General features: G+C 73.3%; 23 protein-coding genes. 15 read left to right on the forward strand and 8 right to left on the reverse strand.

Translation table 11 applies throughout. The features are described 5' to 3' along the window. Positions 1 to 8: 8 nt before the first annotated feature. Complete coding sequence (locus VFJ21_12915; protein HET7408020.1) at positions 9 to 1,388, reverse strand: polysaccharide deacetylase family protein; 1,380 nt, start codon at positions 1,386 to 1,388, stop codon at positions 9 to 11. A gap of 221 nt (positions 1,389 to 1,609) precedes the next feature. Here VFJ21_12915 and VFJ21_12920 point away from each other — a divergent pair, with 221 nt between their 5' ends. Next, a complete protein-coding gene (locus tag VFJ21_12920) occupies positions 1,610 to 2,095 on the forward strand; it encodes a hypothetical protein (protein ID HET7408021.1) in 486 nt (161 codons plus the stop codon). 45 nt (positions 2,096 to 2,140) lie between these two features. On the opposite strand, the gene VFJ21_12925 is transcribed toward VFJ21_12920, so the two are convergent. Beyond that, positions 2,141 to 2,980, reverse strand: a complete 840-nt coding sequence (locus VFJ21_12925; protein ID HET7408022.1) for a 2-oxo acid dehydrogenase subunit E2 — start codon at positions 2,978 to 2,980, stop codon at positions 2,141 to 2,143. A gap of 225 nt (positions 2,981 to 3,205) precedes the next feature. After that, on the reverse strand, positions 3,206 to 4,420 hold the full coding sequence (locus VFJ21_12930) for a glycoside hydrolase family 3 N-terminal domain-containing protein (GenBank protein ID HET7408023.1): 1,215 nt from the start codon (positions 4,418 to 4,420) through the stop codon (positions 3,206 to 3,208). Between the two features lie 75 nt (positions 4,421 to 4,495). On the opposite strand from VFJ21_12930, the gene VFJ21_12935 reads away from it, so the two are divergent. Further along, positions 4,496 to 5,395: a hypothetical protein gene (locus VFJ21_12935; protein ID HET7408024.1), complete on the forward strand. Its 900-nt coding sequence runs from the start codon at positions 4,496 to 4,498 to the stop codon at positions 5,393 to 5,395. An 86-nt stretch (positions 5,396 to 5,481) separates the two neighbouring features. Here VFJ21_12935 and VFJ21_12940 read toward each other — a convergent pair whose 3' ends face one another. Beyond that, entirely contained in the window at positions 5,482 to 6,669 is a 1,188-nt protein-coding gene (locus tag VFJ21_12940; GenBank protein ID HET7408025.1) for a M28 family peptidase, read from the reverse strand. 53 nt (positions 6,670 to 6,722) lie between these two features. Here VFJ21_12940 and VFJ21_12945 point away from each other — a divergent pair, with 53 nt between their 5' ends. Next, entirely contained in the window at positions 6,723 to 7,106 is a 384-nt protein-coding gene (locus VFJ21_12945) for a (deoxy)nucleoside triphosphate pyrophosphohydrolase (protein ID HET7408026.1), read from the forward strand. Here VFJ21_12945 and VFJ21_12950 read toward each other — a convergent pair. Continuing rightward, positions 7,103 to 7,681: a hemerythrin domain-containing protein gene (locus VFJ21_12950; protein HET7408027.1), complete on the reverse strand. Its 579-nt coding sequence runs from the start codon at positions 7,679 to 7,681 to the stop codon at positions 7,103 to 7,105. The two genes, VFJ21_12945 and VFJ21_12950, sit on opposite strands and share 4 nt — an antisense overlap. Positions 7,682 to 7,771: 90 nt before the next feature. On the opposite strand from VFJ21_12950, the gene typA reads away from it, so the two are divergent. The 9 genes from typA to VFJ21_12995 all read left to right on the forward strand — a co-directional run bounded on the left by typA (position 7,772) and on the right by VFJ21_12995 (position 20,651). Beyond that, on the forward strand, positions 7,772 to 9,628 hold the full coding sequence (gene typA / locus VFJ21_12955; protein ID HET7408028.1) for a translational GTPase TypA: 1,857 nt from the start codon (positions 7,772 to 7,774) through the stop codon (positions 9,626 to 9,628). A 117-nt stretch (positions 9,629 to 9,745) separates the two neighbouring features. Beyond that, positions 9,746 to 10,639, forward strand: coding sequence for an N-acetyl-1-D-myo-inositol-2-amino-2-deoxy-alpha-D-glucopyranoside deacetylase (mshB, locus tag VFJ21_12960; protein HET7408029.1), 894 nt, complete (start codon positions 9,746 to 9,748; stop codon positions 10,637 to 10,639). A gap of 331 nt (positions 10,640 to 10,970) precedes the next feature. Next, positions 10,971 to 12,968: an AAA family ATPase gene (locus VFJ21_12965; GenBank protein HET7408030.1), complete on the forward strand. Its 1,998-nt coding sequence runs from the start codon at positions 10,971 to 10,973 to the stop codon at positions 12,966 to 12,968. A gap of 161 nt (positions 12,969 to 13,129) precedes the next feature. Then, a complete protein-coding gene (locus VFJ21_12970) occupies positions 13,130 to 13,522 on the forward strand; it encodes a hypothetical protein (protein HET7408031.1) in 393 nt (130 codons plus the stop codon). A gap of 90 nt (positions 13,523 to 13,612) precedes the next feature. Then, positions 13,613 to 14,029: a chemotaxis protein CheW gene (locus VFJ21_12975; protein HET7408032.1), complete on the forward strand. Its 417-nt coding sequence runs from the start codon at positions 13,613 to 13,615 to the stop codon at positions 14,027 to 14,029. Between the two features lie 142 nt (positions 14,030 to 14,171). Beyond that, positions 14,172 to 15,758, forward strand: coding sequence for a methyl-accepting chemotaxis protein (locus VFJ21_12980; GenBank protein ID HET7408033.1), 1,587 nt, complete (start codon positions 14,172 to 14,174; stop codon positions 15,756 to 15,758). 4 nt (positions 15,759 to 15,762) lie between these two features. Then, positions 15,763 to 17,400: a methyl-accepting chemotaxis protein gene (locus tag VFJ21_12985; protein ID HET7408034.1), complete on the forward strand. Its 1,638-nt coding sequence runs from the start codon at positions 15,763 to 15,765 to the stop codon at positions 17,398 to 17,400. 5 nt (positions 17,401 to 17,405) lie between these two features. Continuing rightward, positions 17,406 to 19,667 carry a response regulator gene (locus tag VFJ21_12990; protein ID HET7408035.1) on the forward strand — a complete coding sequence of 754 codons (2,262 nt, stop codon included), beginning with the start codon at positions 17,406 to 17,408 and terminating at the stop codon, positions 19,665 to 19,667. Between the two features lie 21 nt (positions 19,668 to 19,688). Next, on the forward strand, positions 19,689 to 20,651 hold the full coding sequence (locus VFJ21_12995) for a response regulator (GenBank protein ID HET7408036.1): 963 nt from the start codon (positions 19,689 to 19,691) through the stop codon (positions 20,649 to 20,651). Here the strand turns inward: VFJ21_12995 and cysS are convergent. Beyond that, complete coding sequence (cysS, locus tag VFJ21_13000; protein HET7408037.1) at positions 20,648 to 22,048, reverse strand: cysteine--tRNA ligase; 1,401 nt, start codon at positions 22,046 to 22,048, stop codon at positions 20,648 to 20,650. The two genes, VFJ21_12995 and cysS, sit on opposite strands and share 4 nt — an antisense overlap. After that, positions 22,045 to 22,275, reverse strand: a complete 231-nt coding sequence (locus VFJ21_13005; protein ID HET7408038.1) for a hypothetical protein — start codon at positions 22,273 to 22,275, stop codon at positions 22,045 to 22,047. Before VFJ21_13005 ends, cysS begins: the two co-directional genes overlap by 4 nt. A 90-nt stretch (positions 22,276 to 22,365) precedes the next feature. Between VFJ21_13005 and fdxA the strand changes: the two genes are divergently transcribed. Next, on the forward strand, positions 22,366 to 22,692 hold the full coding sequence (fdxA, locus tag VFJ21_13010) for a ferredoxin (GenBank protein HET7408039.1): 327 nt from the start codon (positions 22,366 to 22,368) through the stop codon (positions 22,690 to 22,692). Positions 22,693 to 22,734: 42 nt separating this feature from the next. Beyond that, positions 22,735 to 23,847: a succinyldiaminopimelate transaminase gene (gene dapC / locus VFJ21_13015; protein ID HET7408040.1), complete on the forward strand. Its 1,113-nt coding sequence runs from the start codon at positions 22,735 to 22,737 to the stop codon at positions 23,845 to 23,847. Between the two features lie 199 nt (positions 23,848 to 24,046). Here dapC and VFJ21_13020 read toward each other — a convergent pair whose 3' ends face one another. Beyond that, a complete protein-coding gene (locus VFJ21_13020) occupies positions 24,047 to 24,967 on the reverse strand; it encodes a type IV toxin-antitoxin system AbiEi family antitoxin (GenBank protein HET7408041.1) in 921 nt (306 codons plus the stop codon). 186 nt (positions 24,968 to 25,153) lie between these two features. Here VFJ21_13020 and VFJ21_13025 point away from each other — a divergent pair, with 186 nt between their 5' ends. Continuing rightward, positions 25,154 to 25,993, forward strand: a complete 840-nt coding sequence (locus VFJ21_13025; protein HET7408042.1) for a 2,3,4,5-tetrahydropyridine-2,6-dicarboxylate N-succinyltransferase — start codon at positions 25,154 to 25,156, stop codon at positions 25,991 to 25,993. Positions 25,994 to 26,028: the final 35 nt, after the last annotated feature.

The raw sequence follows: 26,028 nt of genomic DNA on the forward strand, positions 1-26,028 counted from the left end.
GGTTGCGCTCAGCCGCTCACCGCAGCACAGCCGATCACCGCATTGCGGCCGGGTCCGGCGTTGACGCCGTAGGCGCACACCCGGTGGCCGCCCGCGGTCGCCGGCACCGTGATCCGGAACCCGTGCCGGTCGCCCCAGCCCGGGAAGGCGGCAGCCACGTCCGGGCGGGAGAGCACCGCCGGTTGTGCGGGCGAGGCCACCTCGTCCACCGTCACCACGACGGAGATCGACACCGAGGTGTCGGGATCGAGGGCCCAGCCGCCGATGACGATGCGTCCGGCGCCGCCCTGCACCGAGTCGACGTGACCGATGGGCAGGTTGCCTACGGTGATCGCGCGGCAGCCGAGCAGGCGGTCGTCACCCCCGCCGGCTGTGTTGTCGGCGTAGACGCACACGGAGTGCGAACCCGCGCCGACGTAGGGGAAGGTCACGGCGTACCCGTGCGCGGGGCCGGACGCCGGGAACACCGCTCCCACGTCCGGCCGGTTTCCTGCCGCCGTGTAGCGGCCCGAGGCCACCCCGTCCACGTAGACGTCGACGCGGGTGGCGGCCGACGTGTCCGGGTCGATGGCCCAGCCGTCGACCCGTAGCCCGGCGGGCCAGCGCGCCAGCCGGTCGTAGGCGCCGAACGCGCTGCCCGTCGGCCAGCCGGAGCGGCCGGTCAGGTCCACGAAGCGGTACCCGTGGGCGCGGTAGAAGTCGATGATCGGGCCCAGCGCGGCGACCGTCGCGGGGTTGCCGTTGCCCGCGTTGTGCAGCAGCACGACCGGATGGCTCAGCGAGATGCCGGCTTCCGCCCGGGTGATGATCCGGCCGATCCAGTACGCCGAGCCGGAGCCGTTCGCCTTCCAGTCCTCGGGGTCCACGGACCAGGTCCACACGCTCATCGCCCGCTGCTGGGCCAGGGCCAGCGTCGTGGCGTTGTACGAGCCGTACGGCGGGCGGAACAGGCAGGGCATCCGTCCGGAGACGGCCGCCTGCTCGGCGCGCGCACGGTCGATCTGCGCGGCCTGGTCGCTCGACGACAACGTCGTCAGCTGGACATGGCTCCAGGTGTGGTCGGCGACGACGTGGCCCGCGTTGATCTCCATCTGGTCGATCTGCGGATCCGCCGCGGTGTTGGCGCCCTCGTTGAAGAACGTGGCCCGTACGTGCCGAGCGGCCAGGACCGTCAGGATCGCGCGCGTGCTGGGACCCGGCCCGTCGTCGAAGGTCAGCGCCACCGTCTTGCCGTCGCCTGGAGCGTAGGAGTGCACGCCGTAGCCCGCGGGCGCGCAGGAGGCGGCCGGCGAGACGGGCACCGAGGCGACCGCCGCCGGCGGCGCTGTCAGGGCGAGTGCCGAGCCGAGCGCGAACCCCAGCGCGGTGTTCCGCAACGGTCGTGCCATCGCCGTGCCCCCCGGCCGGGGCTGCCCGCCCCTGGTCGCTTCGCACGGTAGGAGCGCTCGAGGCGGCGCACACGAGGCTTTGGTCCCGAGCGGCGCCTGGTGAAGTCAGGCCGATGAACCCCGTGCCGCAAGGACTTTCAGCCCTGTCGCGCCACCCGGCGTTCCTGGTGTCGTCAGGGCACGGCACCGGCCGCAGGGCCGGGGCAGAGGCGGTGGTTCTGATGTGGTGGCGGAAGACGCGACACGGCAGCGGTGGTGAGTCCCTGACGAGTGCGGCGCGCGAGGTCGCCTTCGACGCGGCCCGGGTGCCGACGCGCTCGGCGTCGCCAGAGCCGGATGCCGGTGAGGTTGTCCTGTTCGCCTACGTGGACGGCACCCTCGTCGAGGTGCGTCAGCGTGCCGAGGTGGACACGGTCGACGGCGCGATCCTTCGTGCGCTGGAGCTCGCCAACGACGATTGGACCGAGGGCGAAGCCGCCGCCGAGATGTCCCGCGTCACCGGCGCCAGCGTCGCCGTCCTCGACGGTGCCTGTCACCGGATGGTGGGCGCGTTGGCGCGCAACCCGGTCACGGACGTGCGCGGGATTCGCGCGACCCGGATCGTTGTGGCCGCGCTCCGGCGCCCGGCACCCCCCGGCACGGGGCCCGTGCAACGCGACGGGTGTGCCCCCTGGACGTGGCCGGCGGACGACCGGGAGCTGAGCTAGGGCGAACGTGGGTCGCGGTGGCGGCGCCCGGGCGCCCGTGAGAGCTCAGCGCCCGTCGGCCGGCGCCGCGGTTCGCACACCTGTCTCAGCCGGCGGTGGCTCGAAGGTAGCCGGATCCATGAGGTACTCCCGCGCCGCTCGGGCGAGAGCGGCCGCGCGCAAACCGTCCGTGTAGCGGTGGTCGAAGGTGGCGGTGAGCCCGAGCACCGGGCGCACGACGACCTGACCGTCCTCGACGACGGCCTTGTCGGTCACGCTGCCGACGAGTACGAGGAACGGCACGCGGTAGTACGCCGCCAAGGGGGAGTACGCGTGCGAGATGCCGGCCATCCCGATGGAGCTCACCATCGCCCCGCCGAAGGCTTGCTGCGGCAGCCCGAGCCGTGGCAGGTGCAGGTTGAGGTCGGACGTCAGCCAGGCCGACAGCCGGAGGGCCGGACGCAGGACCGGTTTCGGCAGCAGGGCCAGCATCTGCTTCGTGCGGCCGAACTCGAGGTCGGTGTCGGCGCGGATCGACGCGACGCGCGACTCGATGTCGGTTGCCACCTCGATCAGCGACTTGCGATCGGCTCCGCTCACCTTCACGCCGGTCAGCTCGTCGCCGGCCGCCGCCACGATGACGAGGACGTCGATCGACTCGCGAGGGTGCGCCCGGCCTCGGGCGATCCGCACGTTGAGCTCGGGCACGGCCTCGAGGGCGCGGGCGATCGCCCGCACCACGGCGTGCGTGACCGTGACGTGCACTCCGCTGGCCCGGCGTACGCGCTCCAGGTGTTCGAGAAGCCGGGTGGCGTCGATCTCCAGGTCGCCGAAGAACTGCGGGTCGCTCGGCGCACGCCAGCTGGCGCCGGCGAGTTTGCGCCACCCCCGCAAGGGCTGTGACACGAGGCATCCCCTTTCGTCGTCAGGAGACCGCGGTCACCACGGCGGCGGGAGCGATCCGGCTGCGCATGGACGACCTCGAGAGGAACCCGGAGCGATCGGGTGACCGCCCGACCCCATTGCGCCTCGGCCGCGCTCCGCGGCACCAGGGGCGAAGGCCCTTCGCCGGGACAACCTTGGGCCCTAGGTCCGGTGTCGGCGGGCGCGGCGGCTGGGCGGGAGGCGGGGTCAGCCGGCGCAAAGGTCGCGGGTCTTCGCCCGCGCTACGGCAGCGGCAGCTGCGTCGAGCCGGTTCTGCGGCAGCGTTCCGTCGTGGACCGCCGCGACCAGCTGCCGCACGATGTCGTTGACCGTCCCGGCCACCCGGTCAGGGGCCAGCAGCGCTTTCTGCTGCGACGTCAGCGTCGAGCCGAAGAGAACCACGTCCGCCCCGGCGCGAATTGCCGCCACGGTCGCGTGCGGCACGTCGTAGCCGGCGGCGCTGATCGCGCCCGCCGACAGGCTGTCGGTGACGACCAGACCGGTGAAGCCGAGGCGTTGCCGCAACAGCCCGTCGATCACGGTGCTCGACAGCGACGCGGGAGTGGCGCCGATGCCGGGCACCGCGGCGTTTGCCACCATGACGGCCGGCACGCCCGCGGAGATCGCCGCGGCGAAGACCGGCAGCGCCTGCTGTTCCAGCTTCGACAGCGGCAGCGTCTGCCCGGCTCCGTAGTCCGTGTTGCCGGTCGAGCCGCCGAGACCGGGGAAGTGCTTGGCCACGGCGAGGACGTGTCCGGCGAGGCCGCGGACGAATGCCGTGCCGTACGCCGCCGCCACCGCCGGGTCTCCGCTGAACGACCGCTTTCCGTCCGGGTTGCTCGAGGACGGGCCCGGTCGCGCGTCGACGTCGAGCACGGGTGCCAGGTCGACGTTGACGCCGAGCGCGCGCATCTGCCGGCCCAGCCGCGACGCCGCCGACTGGACCTGGGCCGGCGTCGTCGACGCCGCCATCTCGCGCGGCCAGGGCAGGCTCGTTACCGCCGCCCCCAGCCGCTGGACGCCGCCGCCCTCCTGGTCGGCCATGACGAGCAGAGGCACCGCGGCGGCGCGCTGGGCGGCCGCGATCTCGCCGGCCAGGTCGCCCGGGACGTCGTTTCCGAGCATCAGGACGCCGCCGACTCCGGTCGCGAGCACCGGCCGAAGGGCAGCGGCATCGAACCCGATCGTGGGCGCGACGACCAGCTGCGCCGCCTTCTGCGGCAACGACCAGCCGGCGCTGGTGACCCCGCACGCGGGGCTCGCCGGCGGGCTGCTCGGAGCGGCAGCGGTCGTCGACGTGGTGACCGTCGGAGCTGCCGACGTCGGCGGTGCGGCAGAGGTCGCGGCGGGGTTCGGGGTCCCGGACTGGCCGCATGCCGCGGCGGCGAGCAGGCCGGCCAGGGCCGCGAGCCATCGACGCATCCCACCAGGGTGCCTCGTGAGCGGGCCGCGCTCTCCCGGATCGCCGCCCGCCGCCCCTGTGCCAGAGTGCGCGGCATGAACGACACCGAGGTCTCTCCCCGCGCCCGCAAGCTCGCCGCCGCCCTGGAGCCGGTCGCGGGCCAGGTCTACTTCGCGCCCGAGGCGCACGAGGAGTACGAGAAGCTCGGTTTCGACGCGAGCAGCCGCACCGCCGGCAACGTGGCCATGCCCGACGGCCCGGCCTACTTCACCAGCCGCGGCTCGATCCTCGGCCAGGTTCCTGGAGAGGTGGTCGCCGCGACCTTCGGGGTGTTCAACCCGGCCGCCGTCGTACCCGCCGTGACGATGGGGTGGACGCGCACCGACGCGGCCACGATCTGCGCGGCGCGCACCCGCGCCGCGACCGCGCAGCTCACCCGCGTGCTCGGGGCCCGACCCGACGGCCTGAGCACCGTGGCCGATCTGCTGTCACGTGCGGTCGAGCCGCTGCGTCCCGAGGGGCGCCCGCTCTTCGCCGGGTTGCGTGCCCTGGGCCTGCCGGGCGACCCCGTCGGTGACGTGTGGCGGATGGCCGACATGCTCCGCGAGTACCGCGGCGACGCGCACATCGCCTCCTGGACCTCGGCCGGCTTCGACGCGGTGGAGATCGGGCTGCTGACCGAGCTCTACTGGGGCCTGCCGATGGGCTCCTACATCCGCAGCCGCGCCTGGTCGCCGGACGAGCTCGAGGCCGGCAAGCAACGGCTACGGGCCCGCGGGCTCCTCGACGGTGACGGGTTCTCCGCCGCCGGGCGCGAGGCGCGCGAGGCCGTCGAGCAGGCGACCGACCGGCAGTGCCGCCCGATCATCGAGGCACTGGGCGACGACGTCGACGACCTGGTCGGCGTACTCCGGCCGTGGGGCGACGCCATCCGGGCCGCGGGCGGCTACCCGGCGTCCGGCCCGCACGACCTCGCCGGCCAGCGCAACGACTGACCGGTCCCGCCCCCCCGGGTCAGATCCCCGATCGGACTTCCGGGCCGTGGACCGAGGCGCGGGCCCAGCCGTCCGAGGGCGCGAGCTCAGCTCTCCGCGAGGTCGCGGATGACGGCCTCGGTCAGCCGGGCCGCGTCGAGCACGGTGTCGTAGTCCAGCCGCTCCGGCGTGTCGGTCAGCTGGTGGTAGTGCGCCAGCGCCTTGGCGTCGTCGAGGGACACCAGCGTGGCCGTCGGGTAGCCGGCCTTCCCGGTCACGATGCTGTCGGTCGTGGTCCTCGCCCGCAGGCCGCGGCCGAGCTTGATGCCCTCGCGGGAGGCGACGGCCGCGACCTGCTCCTTGAACGCCGGCTCGTAGTCGCGCATGACGACCGGCCCCTCGCCCTCGAGCAGCGTCAGGTGCGGCGAGCCGATCGTCTCGAGGTTGACCACCCAGGTGCTCGCGGTCGGCAGGTTCGGGAAGTGCCGGCGGGCGAAGCCGCGGATGCCCTCCTGGAACGACTCCTCCGCTCCGGCCGACAGCAGCAGGACGCGTACGCCGGAGACCGGCCGCTCGTTCAGCGCACGGGCCACCGCGACCAGGCCGGCGACCCCCGAGGCGTCGTCGTTGGCGGCCGGGCTGACCGGCGAGGATCCGATCTGGGCGAACGCCGCGGCGCCGACCGCCGACAGCAGCGCCCCCGTCAGCGCCATCCCGCGCCGCCCGGCGGCCGCCCCGAGCGCGGCGAGCAACGGGCCGCTGGCGATCACCCAGTAGACCGGCACCGCCGACTCCGTGCTCTCGATCAGGTCCGGGCGCCGTTCGGCCAGCCAGTGCTGGAAGCGGTCCGACAGCGAGAAGAACAGCCCGGTGTGCGGGGCGTCGTGGTGCGCCATGACGACGACAACGCGCGCCGCGGTGCGGTCGCCGGTCCAGCCCAGCACGTTCGTGGTCGTACGCCGGGGGAGCAGGCGTCGCAGTGGTCGCAGGCCGGAGTCGACGTCGTCGAAGAGCGCCGCCGCGCCCGCCACGCCCAGCAGGGCGCCGAGCCGACGCCGCCCGGCGACCGCGGCCAGCCCCCCGGCGATGCCGAGGGCGCAGGACAGGCCCATCGGCCACCAGTAGGTCCCGTGCGCGTGCTCCTCCTCGAGCGTCACCTCGCACCCGTGGTCGGCCAGCCGGCGCGCGACCCACTCGGCGACCTGGCGCTCGCTGTCCGACGCCGACGGGCGCTCGCCGACGCACAGCACGGCGACCACCTCGCGGACTTCCGCCTCCACCGACCCGGTCGTCATGGACCGCATTCTGGTGGCAGCACCGGAGCCGGTCCTCTGGCAGGGTGGCTCGGGTGCAGGTGGTGGTCGGCGCCGCGATCCTGCGCGCCGGCCAGTTGCTGGCGGCGCAGCGCAGCCGGCCGGCCGCCCTCGCCGGCTACTGGGAGCTGCCCGGCGGCAAGGTCGAACCGGGCGAGGACGAGCGCGCCGCCCTCGCCCGCGAGTGCCGCGAGGAGCTCGGCGTCGCTGTCGCCGTCGGCGACCGCGTCGGCCCGGAGGTCCCCATCTCCGACGGCATGGTGCTGCGCACGTGGTCGGCGACGATCCTCAGCGGTACGCCGTACGCCCACGAGCACGCCGCCCTGCGCTGGCTCACCGCCGCCGAGATCTCCGAGCTGCCCTGGCTCCCTGCCGACGCGCCGCTGATCCCCCACCTGCAGCGGCTGCTGGCTGGCTAGTCCGCCGTGGAGCGGTGCTCCATCACGTCGCGCACCCTGTCCGTGAGGCCACCGACCTTGGCGGTGAACGCGTTGACCGGGGTGGCCGGGTGCGGGTGCGTCGGCGCCGAGCGCATGGCCTCGACCAGCTTGACACCGATGTCCTCGCGGTCCCGCGGGCTCAGCGCCTCCATGATCTCCGGGAAGATCTCCTCTTCCTCGTAGCGCACGTGCGCGCGCACCTCGGAGATGAGCTTGCGCAGCAGCGCGTCGTAGTCCACCGAGTCGGGGCTGATGTCGTCGAGCTGGTGCAGCAGTTCCTTGACGACCTGGTGGTCGTGGCGGGCGTGGTCGGCCAGCGGGTCGCCGTCGGGCAGGGCAGTGCGAAGTGCCGGGTAGAAGTGCAGCTCCTCGATGGCGGCGTGCTGCGACAGCTTCGTCACGATCGTGTTCTTGAGGGCGTTGCGCTCGGCCACCAGGCCGGTGCGGGAGTCGTCGACCTGGGCGACCTGCAGCCCCTCGGCCTCGGCGAAGAGCTCCTCGACCTCGCGATGCTGGTGGTGCAGCACGGTGAGGGCGTCCGTCATCGATGCCATGCGCCGGTGTTACCCAGGCGACCTACCATGAAGCACCGCCCCGCGGCCGTGTCATGGCCGGCCGCACCCCTTCCCTGGAGCCCTGTCCCGTTGCCCGCACGCCCCGATTCGTTGCGCACCGACATCCGCAACGTCGCGATCGTCGCCCACGTCGACCACGGCAAGACGACGCTGGTCGACGCCATGCTCTGGCAGTCGGGTGCGTTCACCGCCCACCAGGCCGAGCAGGGCGACGTGCAGGAACGCGTCATGGACTCCATGGACCTGGAGCGCGAGCGCGGCATCACGATCCTCGCCAAGAACACCGCGGTCGCCTACCAGGGCGTGACGATCAACATCGTCGACACGCCCGGCCACGCCGACTTCGGCGGCGAGGTGGAGCGCGGCCTGGCGATGGTCGACGGCGTCGTGCTGCTCGTCGACGCCAGCGAGGGGCCGTTGCCGCAGACCCGTTTCGTGCTGCGCAAGGCGCTGGAGGCCAAGCTCCCGGTCACCCTCGTCGTCAACAAGATCGACCGTGGCGACGCGCGGATCGCCGAGGTCGTCGACGAGACCTACGAGCTGTTCCTCGACCTCGACGCGACCGAGGACCAGATCGAGTTCCCGATCGTCTACTGCAACGCGCGCGCCGGCACTGCGACCCTCGACCTCGACTCGCCCGGCACCGACCTCGTGCCGCTGTTCGAGACGATCCTCGCGACGGTGCCCCCTCCGGCGTACGACGACGAGGCGCCGCTGCAGGCGCTCGTCACGAACCTCGACGCCTCGCCCTACCTCGGCCGGCTGGCGCTGTGCCGGGTCGTCAACGGCTCGTTGCGCAAGGGCGCGACCGTCGCGTGGTGCCGCACCGACGGCAGCGTCGAGCGCGTGCGCATCTCGGAGCTGCTCGCGACCAAGGCGCTGGACCGGGTGCCCGCGGAGGAGGTCGGCCCGGGCGACATCTGCGCGGTCGCCGGCATCCCCGACATCACGATCGGCGAGACGCTCGCGGACCCGGACGACCCGCGGCCGCTCCCGGTCATCACCGTCGACGAGCCGTCGATCAGCGTGACGATCGGCGTCAACACCAGCCCGCTGGCCGGCCGCGACGGCAGCAAGCTCACCGCCCGCCTGGTCAAGAACCGCCTCGACGCCGAGCTCGTCGGCAACGTCTCGCTGCGGGTGCTGCCCACCGAGCGTCCTGACACCTGGGAGGTGCAGGGGCGGGGCGAGCTGCAGCTCGCGGTGCTCGTCGAGCTGATGCGCCGCGAGGGCTTCGAGCTGACCGTCGGCAAGCCGCAGGTGGTCACCCGCACGATCGACGGCAAGCTGCACGAACCGATGGAGCGCCTCGCCGTCGACGTGCCCGAGGACTACGTCGGCGTCGTCACCCAGCTGCTCGGCCTGCGCCGCGGCCGCATGGACCAGATGGTCAACCACGGCACCGGCTGGGTGCGGATGGAGTACGCCGTGCCCTCGCGGGGGCTCATCGGCTTCCGCACCGAGTTCCTCACCGAGACCCGCGGCACCGGCCTGCTGCACCACGTCTTCGACGGCTACGCGCCGTGGCACGGCGAGCTGCGCACCCGGCCCACCGGCTCGCTCGTCGCCGACCGGCAGGGCAGCGTCACGTCGTACGCGCTGTTCAACCTGCAGGAGCGCGGGACGCTCTTCGTCGGCCCGGGCACCGAGGTCTACGAGGGCATGATCGTGGGGGAGAACAGCCGCTCCGACGACATGGACGTCAACCCCACCAAGGAGAAGAAGCTCACCAACATGCGCTCCTCCACCGGTGAGGAGCTCGAGCGGCTGGTGCCGCCGCGGGTGATGTCGCTCGACCAGGCGCTGGAGTTCTGCCGCGAGGACGAGTGCGTCGAGGTCACGCCCACCCAGGTGCGGCTGCGCAAGGTGGTCCTCGACGCGTCCGACCGGTTCCGCGCCGCGAAGCGCAGCCGGCCCACTGGGTAGCGTTCTTGCATGAGCACGATGGATCCGCCGGAGGAGCGCAGGGCCGGCGTCGACCCGGCGGCCGCGGTGCTCCGGGAGGCGGCCGAGGCCGTCGACCCGCTCGACCAGAAGGTCGAGATGACGCCGCTGGACTTCCCGCGGCGGTTGCTGCTCGTGCACGCCCACCCCGACGACGAGTCGATCAGCTGCGGCGCGACGATGGCGAAGTACGTGGCCGAGGGCGCCCTCGTCACGCTCGTCACCTGCACGCTGGGTGAGGAGGGGGAGGTCGTCGTCCCCGAGCTCGCGCACCTCGCGGCGGACCAGGACGACGCCCTCGGCCCTCGGCGCATCGACGAGCTCGCCGCGGCCTGCGAAGCCCTCGGCGTGCACGACCACCGCTTCCTCGGCGGCCCGGGCCGCTGGCGCGACTCCGGGATGATGGGCGTCGCGTCCAACGAGCGGCCCGACTGCTTCTGGCAGGCCGACCTCGACGAGGCCGCGCGCGAGCTGGTCGCGATCGTGCGCGCCGTACGCCCGCAGGTCGTCGTGACCTACGACGAGAACGGCGCCTACGGCCACCCCGACCACATCCAGGCGCACCGGGTGGCGGTCGCGGCGTTCGAGGCGGCGGCCGACCCGGCGCGCTGGCCGGAGATGGGCGAGCCGTGGGCGGCGTCGAAGCTCTACTACACGGCCATGCCGAAGTCGGTGCTGCAGCGCGGGATCGACGCGATGCGCGAGCGCGGGCTGTCGCTCTTCGAGGGGCTGGAGAGCGCCGACGACGTGCCCTTCGCGGTGGCCGACGACCTGGTCACCACCGAGATCGACGCCCGCGACCACCTCGACGCGAAGATGGCCGCGCTGCGTGCCCACGCGACGCAGATCAGCGTCGACGGCCCGATCTTCGCGCTGGCCGACGACGTCAACCAGCTGGCGTTCGGCCGGGAGCACTTCATGCTGGTGCGCGGTGACCGTGGCCCTGGCGTGGGCGAGCAGGGCTGGGAGGACGACCTCTTCGCCGGGCTGTGAGCCGGTTGCCGCCGCTGGGGCTCGCCGGGCCGCGAGCCGCATCGGGCGCCACCCGATCGGCGGCACGTCCTCGCCGTCGCCGCGTCGTTGTGACAGGTGACCCGGGTGTGCTCCGTCGGGGTCTGTTCACGGAGCGTCATCTCGGGTACAAGCAGGTGTTGTCGGCAGCCGGTGGCCTTACCTGATTACGGCATCCGGGTGATTCCGTCGCCCAGGCGTCGCGGATACGGTTACTGTCTGTAACACTGCGGTAGAGATCGGCACACAATGTAACCGGCTTGCCCGGCCGGCGTCCGCTCCGTCCGGGCCTTGACCCCTTGGGGGCCGCACCGTGGACGACCGAGAGGCTGCACGACAGGTCACCGAGGCGGCTCAGGCGCCGGCCACCGTGGTCAACCCGCTGATCGGCGGCGGCTCCTCGGTCGTCAGCGTCAGGGGCGCCGACGTCGGCGCCTCCCGCGAGCGGCAGCGCCGCCGCCGGCTGACCCGGATCGCCGTGATCGTCGGCCTCCCGGCGCTCGCGCTGTGGGTGCAGATCCTGCGCGGCAACCCCGTCGACATCTTCCAGTTCCCCAGCATCGACCCGCTGTGGGCGCTGATGTTCCTGTTCGTCCTGGCCCTCGTGCTGGCGATGGTGCTGCCCTACGCGGTCAACGGCCGGTCGCCGCACGTCCTCTACCGGCCCGAGCAGATCGACGTACGCCTCGACGACGTCGTCGGCATCGACCAGGTCAAGGAAGAGGTCGTCCGCTCGCTCAACCTCTTCCTCGCCCACAAGACCTTCGCGGCCGAGATGGGCGGCACCCCGCGGCGCGGCCTGCTCTTCGAGGGCCTGCCGGGCACCGGCAAGACCTACACCGCCAAGGCGATGGCGCGCGAGGCCGGCGTGCCGTTCCTGTTCGTCTCCGCCACGAGCTTCCAGAACATGTTCTACGGCGCCACCGCGCGCCGGATCCGCAAGTACTTCAAGGAGCTGCGCAAGGTCGCCCGCGCCGAGGGCGGCGCGATCGGCTTCATCGAGGAGATCGACGCGATCGCCACGACCCGCTCCGGGATGCGCGCCACGCCGATGCCGCAGGCGGCCCGGATGGTCTCGGCCTGCGGCGGTCTCGAGGGCCTGCCGACGTCCTACGCCGGGAGCACCTCTTCCCACGCCGACGGCGGCCTGGTCACCAACGCCTACATGAGCGAGGGCACCGGCGGCGTCGTCAACGAGCTGCTCGTGCAGCTGCAGTCCTTCGACGAGCCGATGGGCTTCGAACGGGTGACCGCCAAGATCGTCGATGCGATCAACCTGCTGCTGCCGCTGGAGCGCCAGATCCAGAAGAAGCAGCCGGCGAAGAGCAACATCCTGCTGATCGCGGCGACGAACCGGGCGGACAACCTCGACCCGGCGCTGCTGCGCCCCGGGCGCTTCGACAAGCGGCTGACCTTCGAGCTGCCCGACAAGGGCGGCCGGCGGGCGCTGATCGACCACTTCCTCACGCTCAAGGCGCACCACGAGGAGCTCGACGACCACGAGCTGCGCGACGCGCTGGCCGCGGTGACCCAGCAGTACACCCCGGTGATGATCGAGCACCTCTTCGACGAGGCGCTGGTCAACGCCCTGCGCCGCGGTGACTCGATGGCGACCTGGAAGGACGTCGAGCACGCCCGGCTCACCGAGGAGGTCGGCATCGGCCAGCCGGTGGGCTACACCGAGCACGAGAAGCGGCTCATCGCCACGCACGAGTCCGGGCACGCGACCGCCGCCTACCTCGTCGCCCCCGAGCGACGGCTGGAGATCCTCACGATCATCAAGCGGCGCAACGCGCTGGGGCTGCTCGCGCACGGCGACCGGCACGACGTCTTCACCCGCTCGCGGTCGGAGATGCTCGCCCTGATCCGCATCGCGCTGGCCGGCCAGTGCGCCGAGGAGATCTTCTTCGGTGACATCTCGACCGGCCCGGGCGGCGACCTGCTCTACGCGACCAACGTCGCCGCCGAGATGGTCGGCGCGTGCGGCATGACCGACACGCTGGTGTCCTACGCCGCCGTCCAGAACAGCGGCTTCAACGACACCAACATCGTCGGCCGGGTGCTGGCCGACGCCGACGGCCGGGCCCGGGTCGAGGCGCTGCTGCAGGAGCAGAAGACCGGGGTGAAGGCGCTGCTCGAGGCCAACCGGCCGCTCGTCGAGGCCTTGCGCGACGCGCTGCTCGACCGTCACGAGCTGATCGGCCGGGAGATCACCGACGTGCTGGCGAGTGCCGGTGCCCCGACCTGGCCGGCCGCGCCGACCAGCGGTGTGATCGACCTGACCGCCGACACCCCGGTCGCCACCTCCTAGCGTCCTGCCCACTCGCCCTTTGCACCCGGCCGGGCCGCACCGGCTGGGCTGACGGGGGGAGCGCTGCGACGTTCGAACGTTGCAGGACTCCCCCTGATCCTGGGCGGGCCGCGTGCTTCCCGACGGCCAGCCCGCGATCTTGGCTCAACTACCGTGGAGGGGTGCGGTCCCGGGCGCTGTTCGTCGCGACCCTGGTCGTGCTCTTTCTGCTCGGCGGCATGCTCGCGGTCTACGGCGCCTTCCTCGTGCCGACCCGCGCGTTGGGCGTCTACGGCTGGGCGCTGGCCATCGCGATCGGCGGCAACCTGGCGACGACCCTGGGCGGTGGCTGGGGCACCCGCTCGGTCCTCGGCGCCGTGACGCCGGGCGCCGGCTGGCTGGTCGTCACGCTGATCGCGGGCTTCTCGAGGCCCGAGGGCGACCTCGTCATCCCGTCATCGGTCCCGTCCGCCCCCGGGCTCGGGACCACCGGCTCGCTGTTCCTCGTCTCGGGCATCGTCGCGGCCGGTGTCGGTGTCGCGCTGGTGCAGCGGCGCTTCGGCCACCGCCCCTGACTTCTCCCCGGTCGACCGGGTGGGCCGGCCGGGCGGCGCGGTCGTGTTCGTACGCAACAGGTCGGGCCCCACCGTGCCGAGACCTTCTGCGTGGACGCCGTCGCCGTACGCCTCGGGGACGCCCGCTACGCGATCCCCATGGCCGACCTCGCCGAGGTCGGTCGGGCGCCGCTGACCAGCCGGGTGCCGGGCACGCCGCGCTGGGTCGCCGGCGTCGGCAACTGGCGCGGGCGGGTGCTGGCCGTGCTCGACGGTCGCGCGCTGCTCGATCCGACGGCGTACGCCGCGCCGCCCGGCGACCGGCTCGTCGTGCTCGCCAAGGACGGGGTCACCGTCGGCCTGCTGGTCGACCGGCTCGACGGCACGACCCCGCTGCCCGAGGCGGTCGAACCCGCGCCGCCCGGCGCCGCCGACCTCGTCGTGGGCACGGTGATCGACGACGAGGGGCCGCTCGGCCTGCTCGACGTCGGCGCGATCATCGGTCTGCGCCACCGCCTCGCGGCCTGACCGGCCGGTGCCTGCGCGCCGTCGCGCGGCCTGACGGTCGGCCGGTTCGCCGGTCGCGGCGCGCCGTGTCCGGCGAGTGCGGGATTGCGCCACTAGGCACAGTTCAGTCAAGAGGCCGAGCGGGCGACCCGATGCACAACTCGTGCAGCTCGCCGGACGGGTAACCGGTCGCCATCCGTCGGCGGGGCCGCTGAACCACGTCGCCGCGATCGCGACGTGGAGCAGCCTCGGCCTCGCCGTGGCCGGCGCGACCGTGCTCGCCCACGAGTCGCGTGACGGCACCGGGATCGTCGTACACCTCTCCGCCTTCTACGCGTGGTCCGCCCTCGGCGTGCTCAACGCGCTCGCGCTGACCGTGCTGCCCTACCTGCCCGGCGTGCGCGCCGTGACCGCCGGCACCGTCCGCTCGCTGCTGCTCGTGAGCAACCTCGTCTCGGTGACCGGCGCGGTGGCGGTGGCGGGTGGCGCGCGCGGACCGTTCTGGGTGCTCTACGTGCCGGTGCTGCTGTTCGCCGCGGTGTCGCTGTCGCGGTGGCAGAGCCTGCTGCTCGGCGCCGCGGCGTCGGGGGCGTTCGTCGGGGCGTCCTACGCCGCGCACACCGTCGGCGAGGGCAACGCCGCCATGCTCGTGCTGGGGGTGGCGCTGTTCCCGGCGCTGGCGTGGTTCAACGGCACGCTGTCGGCCTCGGTGCGGGCCGCCCGGCACGTGTCCCGGGTCGAGCGCGACGAGCTGCAGGCGCGGGTCGAGGAGCTGTCCCACCTGCTGTCGCGGGCCGCGCAGGGCGACCTGTCCGACGTCGCCGTGCCGGAGGACGGCGACGGGCCGGCGTCGCTGCACCTGCTGTCGGGCGCGTTCTCCCACACGTTGTCGAACCTGCGGCTGCTCGTCGACCAGATCCGCAGCGGGGGCGAGCAGATCGGTCAGGCCGCCGGCGAGCTGCTGGCGACCGCGGAGGAGCACGCGGCATCGGCGAGCGAGCAGTCCAGCGCCGTCGCGGAGACGACCGCCACGATCGAGGAGCTGGCCGCGGCCGCGGCACAGATCGCCGAGACGTCGGAGGCCGTTGCCCGCTACGCCGCCGAGACCTTGCGCTACGCGGAGGAGGGTCGCGCGGCCGTCCAGGCGAGCGTCGACGCCATGGACACGATCGCCGCCCGGGTCGACTCGATCGCCACCCGGGCGCTGTCGCTCGGCGAGCGCAGCCAGGAGATCGGCCGCATCCTCGACGTGATCAACGACCTCGCCGACCAGACCAACCTGCTCGCACTCAATGCCGCCATCGAGGCCGCTCGGGCGGGAGAGCACGGCCGCGGCTTCGCCGTCGTCGCGGCGGAGGTACGCCGCCTCGCCGAGCGTGCCCAGACCTCGACCGAGGAGATCCAGGCGATCGTCACCGAGATCCAGGCAGAGACCAACGCGACGATCATCGCCAGCGAGGAGGGCGCGAAGGAGGTCCGCACCGGCTCCGAGCTGGCGCGCGGCGTCGTCGACGCGCTCGAGCAGATCTCCGACATGGTCGACGAGACCACGACCGCCGCCAAGGAGATCTCGATCGCGACGCAGCAGCAGCGGTCGGCCTCCGACCAGGTGGTGTCGGCGATGACGCAGGTGTCCGACGTCTCGCGGCAGTACGCCACCGGCTCGGGCCAGGCGGCGATGTCGGCCGCGGCCCTCAACGACCTCGCCGACGAGCTGCGCTCCTCGATCGCGGCGTTCAAGGTGGCCTGAGGCGATGACCGACCTGCTGACCCGCTGGTCCGGCGAGCTGGACGACGCGCTCGAGACCGCGATCCCGCAGCCGCGCCGGCCCCTCGACCCTCCGCCGACCGACGGCGCCCGTCGCCTTCGCCGGGTCTTCGCCGCGGCCACGGGTGGCACGCTGCTGCTCGTCCTCGCGGGCGTGCTCGTCACCGCGTTCGCCGGCGCCGAAGGCCGGACCGTCCACGTCCTGCCGCTCGCCGGCTGGGGTGTCGCGGTCGCGGCCTGCACGGCCGGGCTGGGCCTCGGGCTGACCGCGCGCGGCCGCATCGGTGGTCAGGTGCCGCTGCCCGCCGCCGCCCTCGTGCTGCTCGCGCTCGCGGCCGACACCGGCCTGTCGTCGAGCGTCGGCGGGATCGACGGGCCGCTGTGGGTGGCGTTCGTCCCCACGATCCTGCTGACCGCCGCCGCGGTCGACGTCGCCTCCGCCATCGCGGTCGGCGTGCTCGGTGGGCTCGGCGTCTACATCGCTTCGCTGCTCGCCCACACCGCCGGCTCCGCGTCGTTGGGCCGGCTGCTCGTCGTGCTGCCCGCGATGCCTGTGGCGGCCTGGGTGTCGGCGTACCTCTCCCGTTCCGCGCAGCAGGAGGCCGCGCGGGTCGCCGAGAGCCGTGCCGCGCTGGAACGCGACGTCCTCGCCCTGTCGCGCCTGCTCGAAGGTGTCGCCGACGGCGACCTGACCCGGGTGCCCGCGCTGCCCGACGGCAGCGCGCCGGCGACCGCCATCGCGGTGGCCTTCGCCGACACGCTGCTGGCGCTGCGCCGGCTGGTGCGCCAGGTCACCGCGGTCGGCGAGCGCATCGCGGGCAGCGCGGCCGACGTCGCACACACCGCCGCGGAGCACGCCGCCGGCGTCGAGCAGCAGACCGGCGCTGTCCACGAGACCCGGACCACGATCGAGGAGCTGGCCGCCACCGCCGCGCAGATCGCCGAGACGGCCGAACGCGTCGCGCAGTACGCCGGCACCACCCTCGCCCACGTGGAGTCCGGCGCCGAGGCCGTGCACGACTCGGTCGACGCGATGGAGCGGATCGCCCACCGCGTCGACGGCATCACCGAGCGGGCCGAGGGGCTCGACGACCGGATGGCCCGCATCGGCACGATCCTCGAGGTCATCGACGAGATGGCCCGGCAGACCAACCTGCTGGCCTTCAACGCCGCCGTCGAGGCAGCCCGGGCCGGCGAGCACGGCAAGGGCTTCGGCCAGGTCGCCGACGAGGTGCGGATGCTGTCGGAGCGGGCGCGCGAGTGCACCGCGCAGGTACGCCGCATCGTCACCGATGTCACCGCCCAGATGGCGGCCACGATCACGGTCAGCCGGCAGGGCGCCGACGACGTCCGTGCCGGGCAGGAGCTCACCGCCGGAGTCGTCAGCGCACTCGACCGCATCACCGGCATGGCGACCGAGACGACCGCGGCCACCCAGCAGATCTCGGTGGCGACCCGCCAGCAGCGCTCGGCGGCCGAGGCGGTCGTCGAGGCGATGGCCCGGGTCACCACGTCGACCGGCCGCTACGAGCAGGCCTCGACCCGCTACGTGACGGCCGCCGGCCAGCTCGACGGGCTGGCCGGCGAGCTGCAGGCGGCGATCCACCGGTTCCGGGTCGGGTGACCTCGATGTCCTGGGCCGAGGACCCCGAGCTGCTGGCGACGTTCCGCGCGGAGGTCGAGGAACGGCTGGCCTCCCTGTCGGCCGGGCTCCTGCAGCTCGAGGGGCACGCGGCGCCCCGGCAGCTGGTGGCCGGGCTGTTCCGGGACGCCCACACGATCAAGGGGTCGGCGCGGATGCTCGGCGTGGAGCCCCTTCTGCGGGTCGCGCATGCCTGCGAGGACAGCCTCGGGCTGGTGCGCGACGGGCGGCGCGAGCCCGACCGCGAGCTGGTCGACGAGCTCCTGGCCGCTTGCGACGAGATGGCCCGGTTGGTGGAGACCGACGTCGCCGCGGGCCTGTCGCCGACTGACGTCGCGGAGGGCCCTTCGACCGATCTAGGCCCCGGTGCGCCCTCGACCGAGGCGTCCGAGCCCACTTCTCACGACGGTTCTTCCTCGATCGAGCCGGCCGTGTCGAGCTCGGGACCCCGCTCGACCCGGCCGATGCCTGCACCCGGGCCGGGCCGGCCGGCGGAGACGGTGCGGGTGTCGTCCGCCAAGGTCTACGGGCTGCTCGACGACGTCGGCGAGGCCGAGCTGGCCGTCCGCGCGCTCGAGCACTCACTCGGCCGCTTGACCTTCGGTGCGGTCGCCTGCGACGGGTCGGGAGCGGCCACAGCAGAGGTCACGGCGGACCAGGGCGATGTCCGCGCCGCCCTCGAAGAGGCCCGGTCGCGGCTGGACCGGGTACGCGACGGCGCGATGGCCCTGGCCATGGTGCCCCTGCGCCGGGCCACCGCCGGTTTGCCCCGCATCGTCCGCGACGTGGCCGCCGCGGGCGGCAAGGACGTCGCCCTGCTCGTCGACGGCGAGGACGTCGAGCTCGACAAGCAGGTCCTCGACGCCGTCGCCGACTCGCTCAAGCACCTGGTCACCAACGCCGTCGACCATGGGTGCGAGCCCTCCGGCGTACGCACCGCCGCCGGCAAACCGGCCCGCGCGACCGTCACCGTCCGCGCCCGCAGCGCCGGCGACCACGTCGTCATCGAGGTCAGCGACGACGGTGCCGGCATCGACCCCGCGCGGCTACGGGAGTCCGCCGCGCGCAAGGGGATCGCGGTCGAGCCCGGCCGCGAGCTGCGGCTGCTGTTCACCCCCGGGTTCTCGACCGCCGCCACGATCACCGCGACGTCCGGACGTGGCGTCGGGCTCGACGTCGTCGCCTCGGCGGTCGAGGCTCTCGGCGGCGCGGTCGACGTCCGCAGCGAGATCGGTGCCGGTACGACGTTCGCGCTCACGCTGCCCGTCACGCTGGGCGTGCTGCACTGCCTGCTCGCCCGCGTCGGAGACGAGCGCTACGCGCTGCCGGTCGCGTCGGTCGTCGAGTCGATCAGCCTGCGCCACCTGCCCGTGCACGAGGTCGGGGGCGCCACGGTCGTCGTGCGCAACGGCGCGACGCTGCCACTGCTGGATCTCGGCGCCGCGCTCGGGGCGAGCGGCGAGCGGGCGCCCGCCGCGGCCGTCGTCGTCCGGCACGGTGGCCGGCCGCTGGCCTGGGCGGTCGACCGGCTCGACGGCGAGGAGCACCTCGTCGTCAAGGAGCTCGGGCCGTTCCTGGGCCGTCGGCCCGCTCTGCTCGGCGCGACGATCGACCCCGACGGCCGGGTGATCTGCATCGTCGACGTACGCGACCTGGCCGGTGACGACGGCGCTCCCTCGGCGCTCGCCCGCTCGGCCCTGGGCCGTGGCGGACAGGCGGACCGGCCGGAGCCCGGCCACGCGGCCGCCGCGCCACCCCGCGCCGGTCAGCCGTCGACGCGCGGCCATCACCCGACGGCGATGATCATCGACGACACGCGGCGACCGATCCACCTCGGCTCGCTCCGGTCGGTCCCGACCGACGGGCGGCCGGCCGGCAAGCGCCCGCGGGTCCTGGTGGTCGAGGACTCCGTCGGCGTACGCGAGCTCGAACGCGCCATCCTCGAAGCCGCCGGCTACGACGTCGACACGGCCGTCGACGGCCTCGACGGCGCCGCCCGGCTGCGCGACGAGCCCGCCGACCTCGTGCTCTCCGACGTGGAGATGCCGGGCATGGACGGCTTCACGCTGACCCGCACGATCCGCGAGACCCGCGGCTGGGAGCACGTCCCGGTCCTGATCATGACGTCGCGCGGCAGCCCGGAGGACCAGCGCGCCGGGCTCGACGCGGGCGCGAACGCCTATCTGCTGAAGAGCGAGTTCGACCAAGCCGAACTCATAGACACAGTCCGGCGCCTCGTCGGGCGCTGAAGCACGCTGAGAGGAACCACCATGTCGACCGTCGTGATCGCCGACGACAGCCCCACGCTGCGCCGGATCGTCTCGACCGTGCTGAGCCGCGAGGGCTACGACGTGGTCGAGGCCGTCGACGGTGTCGACGCGGTGCAGGCGGTGTTCCGCACCCAGCCCGACGCCGTGGTGCTCGACGTGCAGATGCCGCGGCTGTCCGGCTACGTCGCCGCACGCGTGCTGACCGACGACTGGCAGACCGCGCACATTCCGGTGATCATGCTGACGTCGCTCGACAGCGCGACCGACCGCTACTGGGGCGCGTCGACCGGCGCCCAGCGCTACCTGACCAAGGACTTCGAGCCGCCGCAGCTCGCCGGCGCGGTCCGCGACGCGATCGAGGCGGCCGGGCTCGACCCGGCACTGCGTCCCGACCCGGTCGAGCTCGACGACGACGACGTGATGGCGCGGGTCGCGGACCTGCTCGACCGCAAGCTGTTCGAGACCTCGGTCGCGGCCGAGGTCACCGCGATCCCGGCGACCGCCCGCGGGCTCGAGGAGACCGTCGCCGCGCTGCTCTCGGTGCTCGGCCGGGTCGTCGAGTACGACCTCGCCGCCGTCCTGCTGGTGCGGGAGCGGACGGCGTACGTCGGGGTCGGAGCCAACACCGCGCACCTGCAGTACGACGCCTTCCTGCGCTCGACCGTCGACGCCGCGGCGACCGCGACCGACTCGGAGTGCGTGCTCGGCGAGCTCGACATCCGGCTGGCCGATGCGCAGGGTCGGCTGGGCGCGGACGTGTACGACGACGGCGAAGGCGCCATGGCGACGTTCTTGTCCATGCCGTTGCGTGGCCACGGTGGTCACGTCGCCGGCGTGCTGGCGCTGTCGAGCGCCCGGCCGAGCGCGTTCGGCGAGACCGCGCTGTCGACGCTGCGTCTCATCGAGGGCCCGGTCGCCATGGTGGTCGAGAGCGCCCGGCTGTCCGGGGTCCACGCCGGCTAGCAGCTCACCTCGTAGCGCTGGCCGTCCGCGGTGTCCTTGACCTGGACGCCGAGAGCGGCGAGCTCGTCGCGCAGCCGGTCCGACTCTGCCCAGTCCTTGGCCGACCGCGCCGCCGCGCGGGCATCGAGCAGCTCCTGCGCCCCCGCCGGCAACGACACGGTGCGACCGACGTCGCGGGCCAGGTCGAGGCCCAGCACCCGGTCGGCCCAGGCGAACGTCTCGAACTTCGCCCCGTCGGGCACGCCGGCGTCGTGCTCCAGCTCGCCGAGCACGACCAGCGCAGCGGGCGTGTCGAGGTCGTCGTCGTACGCCGCCACCAGCCGCTCCCGATAGGTGGCCGGGATCGCCGCGCTCGGTGACTCCGCCCACTCGGCCACCCGCGCGCGCCAGCGGGACAGCCGCCGGTCGGCCGCGGCGAGCGCGTCGGCGGTGAGGTTCATCTGCTGGCGGTAGCGGCCGGTCAGGAAGAACAACCGCAGCGCCAGCGGGTCGTGCCCGCGCTCCACCACGTCGTCGAGCAGCACGACGTTGCCGGTCGACTTGGCCATCTTGCGGCCCTCGTTGAGCAGGTGCTCGCCGTGCACCCAGTGCCGCACCACCTCGTGGCCGGCGACCGAGTCGGACTGCGCGCGCTCGTCCTCGTGATGCGGGAAGCGCAGGTCGATCCCGCCGGTGTGGATGTCGATCGTCGGCCCCAGGTGGCGCAGGCTCATCGCCGAGCACTCGACGTGCCAGCCGGGGAACCCGCGTCCCCACGGCGTGTCCCACACCAGCTCGCGGCCGGTCGGCGCGCCCTTCCACAGCGCCCAGTCGGCGTGGAACCGCTTGCCCTCCGTCAACGTCTCCGCGTCGGCCCGGTGCCCGGGGCGTAGGGCGTCGAGGCGGTTGCCCGAGATCTCGCCGTACGACGGGAAGGACCGGGCGTCGAACAGCACCGTCCCGTCGTCCAGCGCGTAGGCGTTGCCGCGATCGAGCAGCGCCTGCACCAGCTCGACCATGAGGTCGATCGACTCGCTGGCGCGCGGGTAGGCGTCGGCCGGGTGGATCCCGAGTGCCCGGCAGTCGCGGTGGAACTGCTCCTCGTAGTCGCGCGCGAGCTCCAGCGGTCCCTTGCCGGCGGCCCGGGCGGCGGCGAGCACCTTGTCCTCGCCGGACGGGTCGATGTCGGCGTCGTCGGCGAGGTGCCCGACGTCGGTGATGTTCTGCACGACCTGCACCGGCCAGCCGTGCAGCACGTCGGCGACGCGGGTGATGAGGTCGGTCAGCAGGAACGTCCGCAAGTTGCCGACGTGGGCGCTCCGGTAGACGGTCGGCCCGCACGCGTAGACCTTCAACAGCCCGGGCGTCGCCGGCCGGATCTCCTCGACCCGGCGGGTCCTGGTGTCGGTGAGCCTCACGCCGGCCGGTCCGGCCGCGTGCGGCGCGGCGGCGGGTCGGGCACCAGCCGGGCGGCGACCACCCGCTGCTCGCTGATTCGCAGCTCGCTGCCGTCGCGGCGGCGTACGACGAGCTCGCCGTCCGCCCACGACTCGAGCGTCCCGACGGCTTCACTCTGGCCGAGGCCGGGAATGACGTAGCGCAGCGAGATCCGGCGCCCGATGTCCTGCGGGGTCGGTCTGGCCACCCGTCGTCGCACCTCCTCCGTGCGGTCGCGATACTAGGCGTTATCTCCCGTCCAGGTGGGACGGCGGCTACTCCCCGGAAGGACCTAGAGGTGACCTACGTCATCGCCGAGCCTTGCGTCGACCTCAAGGACAAGGCGTGCATCGAAGAGTGCCCCGTCGACTGCATCTACGAGGGCAAGCGGATGCTCTACATCCACCCCGACGAGTGCGTCGACTGCGGTGCCTGCGAGCCGGTGTGCCCGGTGGAGGCCATCTTCTACGAGGACGACGTCCCGGCCCAGTGGAAGGACTACTACAAGGCCAACGTCGACTTCTTCGAGGACATGGGTTCGCCCGGTGGCGCGTCGAAGGTCGGCCTGATCGACAAGGACCACCCGCTGGTCGCCGCGCTGCCGCCGCAAGAGCACGACGAGTAGACCGCTGATGCTCCGGGTCGGCCCGCGCCCGGCGCTGCTGCGATGAGCGCGCCTGCCGGGGCCTCCCGGCTGCGGCCGGCAGCGCTGCCGGACTTCCCGTGGGACCGGCTGGTGCCCTACGCCTCGACGGCACGGGCCCATCGCGACGGCATCGTCGACCTCTCGGTCGGCACCCCGGTCGACCCGACGCCGCAGGTCGTCCAGGAGGCGCTGGCCGCCGCGGCCGACGCCCCCGGCTACCCGATGACCGCCGGCTCGCCCGAGCTGCGGGCGGCCGTCGTGGCGTGGTTGGCCCGGCGGTTCGGCGTACGCGATCTCGACCCCGCCGCCGTGCTGCCCGTCATCGGCACGAAGGAGCTGGTCGCCTGGCTGCCGACGCTGCTCGGCGCCTCGTCGGTCGGCTACCCCGGGCTGGCCTACCCGACCTACGACGTGGGCGCGCGGATCGCCGGGGCGGCCGGGCGATCGGTCGACGCGCTGTCGGCGCTCGGCCCCGACCGCGTCGACCTGCTCTGGATCAACTCGCCGTCCAACCCGACGGGCAAGGTGCTGCCGCCCGCGCACCTGCGCAAGGTCGTCGACTGGTGCCGGGAGCGGGGGACCGTGCTGGCGAGCGACGAGTGCTACGCCGACCTCTGGTACGACGGCGACGCGCCGGCCTCGGTCCTCTCGCCCGACGTGTGCGGGGGGTCGCACGACGGACTCCTCGCCGTCCACTCACTGTCGAAGCGGTCCAACCTGGCGGGCTACCGCGCCGGCTTCGTGGCCGGTGACCCGGTGCTGGTGGCGCGGCTGCTGGAGGTACGCAAGCACGCCGGCATGATCGTTCCCGCGCCAGTGCAGGCCGCGATGGTGGCCGCGTTGTCCGACGACGCTCACGTCGTGGACCAGCGGGGCCGTTACGCCGCCCGGCGCGCGGTGTTGCACGGCGCGCTCACCGGGGCCGGTTTCACGATCGACGCCTCCGAGGGCGGCCTCTACCTGTGGGCCACCCGCGCTGAGCCCTGCTACGACACGGTGGCCTGGCTTGCCGCGCGCGGGATCCTCGTTGCGCCGGGGGACTTCTACGGACCGGGCGGCGCCCAGCACGTCCGGGTCGCCCTGACCGCGACCGACGAGCGCATAGCCGCCGCAGCCGACCGCCTGACCGCCTGACCGCCCCACTGTCCGAGCGCTCCACTGTCCGAGCGCTCCACTGCCCGAGCGCTCCACTGCCCGAGCGCCCCACTCTTTCCGCGACTTGTCCGGCGGTAAGGGGGTTGAAAGGGCACTGTTCACCCCCTTACCGCCGGACAAGTGGGTGGGACGCGCCGGCCATAACGGGGCGCGTAGCGCGCACTGGGCGCCGTGAGCGCTAGGCCGTCCTCTGGTCGGCCCGAGCGAGGGCGCGCCGGATCCGGGCTGCCGTCACGGCCGGACGTCGTACGACGTCGTCCCACCCCCACCGGACGACCACGAGTCCCAGGTCCTCCAGCGCCTCCTGGCGGCGCTTCTCGTCGAGCAGTGCTGCCGGGTTGCTCCCGTCGTACTTCTTGGCGCCGTCGGCTTCGCCCACCACGCGTCCGTCCCAGAGGAAGTCGACCCGGTAGGCGCCGACCCGTTCTTGGAGCGAGGGCATCGGCAGATCTTGCTCGACGAACATGATGCGGGACAGCGACTCCAGCGCCGACTCGGCTGCGGCGTCCGCGAACGCCACTGCCGCCCGCGCCGTGACGATGCCGGGCCACCGGGTGCAGTCACGCACCACTGAGCTGAGCTCCGCGGCATCAGTGAGGCCTTGGTGCAAGGCCGAGTCGGCTGCCACGACCCCATCCCGGAAGCCGCGGCGCCGCGCGAGATCGATGACCGTGCGCGCCGGCGAGGTAACCCGCAGATCTCCCGCCCGGGTGACGTGTGCGGCCGGTAGCGCGGCGGGCCACACGGTCAGCCGCTTTGCGTAACAGTCCCCGCCTTGCGCGCGGGGCCTCGTCATGCGGATCCAACGAGGTTGCCGCCCCAGCAGGGCGATGCCGTGCAGGGTGGCGGCGGTCGCGTCGCTGACGACGGCGTCGGCGGCCACGAGGAGGCAGGCCGCCGCATCCACACTGACCGGTGGGACCTCGTCGTCGGCCGGCCACAGCTCGCAGGTCGTGTAGATCCCGCGGCGAAGCGCGCGCCACCGACTGGTGTCGAGCCGCTGCCGCACCTGGTCGAGGGTGTAGCCACAGCTTTCTGCATCGGCGCGGGTGAAGACACCGCCCTGCGCAGCGGCGCGAGCGGCCAGCTCCGGTGACATGCCGCCACGTTGCCTCGCGCGGCCCGCTTCCTGCCCGGGCAGTCCACAGGGGCCGGGTGCTCCACGTCTCTCACTTGTCCGCCCGTAGTGGGCCTCCGAGGGGGTGATCAGGCCCTCGAGCGCCGGACAAGTGGGAGGAGGGCGGCGGCCGGGTGGGCTCAACCGCGGCCGGTAGGGTGGCCACTCATGCAAGGAGGCACCTCCCAGACCCAGTCGCCGATCAGCGCCGAGATCGACAACCTCTGGGAGCGCCGTACGGCGCTCAGCCCGGCCGACGCCGACGCCCGCAAGATCGTTACCCAGGCTGTCGACCTGCTCGACACCGGCAAGGCCCGGGTCGCCCGGGTGCTCGACGAGGAGGTCGTCGTCGACGAGCGGGCCAAGCGGGCGATCCTGCTGGCGTTCAAGGTTCTCGACATGGTCGAGTCGACGGTGGGCGACTTCCGCTACCACGACCGGGTGCCGTTGAAGTCGGCGTACGACGGGGTCCGTGTGGTGCCCGGAGCGATCGCCCGCTGGGGCGCCTACCTCGCGCCGGGCGTGGTCCTCATGCCGAGCTTCGTCAACATGGGCGCATACGTCGACGAGGGGACCATGGTCGACACCTGGGCGACCGTCGGTTCGTGCGCGCAGATCGGCAAGCGGGTTCACCTGTCCGGCGGGGTCGGCATCGGTGGTGTGCTCGAGCCGCCTCAGGCCAAGCCCGTGGTCGTCGAGGACGACGCGTTCATCGGGTCACGGTCGATGGTCGTCAACGGCGCGCGGGTCCGCCGGGGCGCCGTCCTGGGCTCGGGCACCAACCTGACCGACACCACCCACGTCTACGACGTGCAGACCGGCGAGGAGCTGCCGCCGGGTGAGGTTCCGGCCTGGTCGGTGTGCGTGAGCGGCACGCGGCCGCGGGAGTTCCCCGGCGGGACGTTCGGCATGACGTGCGTGCTCGTGCTCCGCCGCCTGGAGGAGGGTGAGCGGCACGAGAAGATCCAGCTCAACGACGTGCTCCGCGAACACGGCATCTCCACGTGATCGATCGCCACGGGGGGCACGTCCACGGGGGTAGC

It is taken from the genome of Mycobacteriales bacterium (assembly GCA_035690485.1).
Classification (GTDB): Bacteria; Actinomycetota; Actinomycetes; order JAFAQI01; family DASSKL01; genus DASSKL01.

Excerpts from the sequence above, each read along its gene's own strand:
- VFJ21_12915 (HET7408020.1), bottom strand. The coding sequence starts at position 1,388 with ATGGCACGACCGTTGCGGAACACCGCGCTGGGGTTCGCGCTCGGCTCG.
- VFJ21_12920 (HET7408021.1), top strand. The coding sequence starts at position 1,610 with ATGTGGTGGCGGAAGACGCGACACGGCAGCGGTGGTGAGTCCCTGACG.
- VFJ21_12930 (HET7408023.1), bottom strand. The coding sequence starts at position 4,420 with ATGCGTCGATGGCTCGCGGCCCTGGCCGGCCTGCTCGCCGCCGCGGCA.
- VFJ21_12935 (HET7408024.1), top strand. The coding sequence starts at position 4,496 with ATGAACGACACCGAGGTCTCTCCCCGCGCCCGCAAGCTCGCCGCCGCC.
- VFJ21_12940 (HET7408025.1), bottom strand. The coding sequence starts at position 6,669 with ATGACGACCGGGTCGGTGGAGGCGGAAGTCCGCGAGGTGGTCGCCGTG.
- VFJ21_12950 (HET7408027.1), bottom strand. The coding sequence starts at position 7,681 with ATGGCATCGATGACGGACGCCCTCACCGTGCTGCACCACCAGCATCGC.
- mshB (HET7408029.1), top strand. The coding sequence starts at position 9,746 with ATGACGCCGCTGGACTTCCCGCGGCGGTTGCTGCTCGTGCACGCCCAC.
- VFJ21_12985 (HET7408034.1), top strand. The coding sequence starts at position 15,763 with ATGACCGACCTGCTGACCCGCTGGTCCGGCGAGCTGGACGACGCGCTC.
- VFJ21_12990 (HET7408035.1), top strand. The coding sequence starts at position 17,406 with ATGTCCTGGGCCGAGGACCCCGAGCTGCTGGCGACGTTCCGCGCGGAG.
- VFJ21_12995 (HET7408036.1), top strand. The coding sequence starts at position 19,689 with ATGTCGACCGTCGTGATCGCCGACGACAGCCCCACGCTGCGCCGGATC.
- dapC (HET7408040.1), top strand. The coding sequence starts at position 22,735 with ATGAGCGCGCCTGCCGGGGCCTCCCGGCTGCGGCCGGCAGCGCTGCCG.
- VFJ21_13020 (HET7408041.1), bottom strand. The coding sequence starts at position 24,967 with ATGTCACCGGAGCTGGCCGCTCGCGCCGCTGCGCAGGGCGGTGTCTTC.
- VFJ21_13025 (HET7408042.1), top strand. The coding sequence starts at position 25,154 with ATGCAAGGAGGCACCTCCCAGACCCAGTCGCCGATCAGCGCCGAGATC.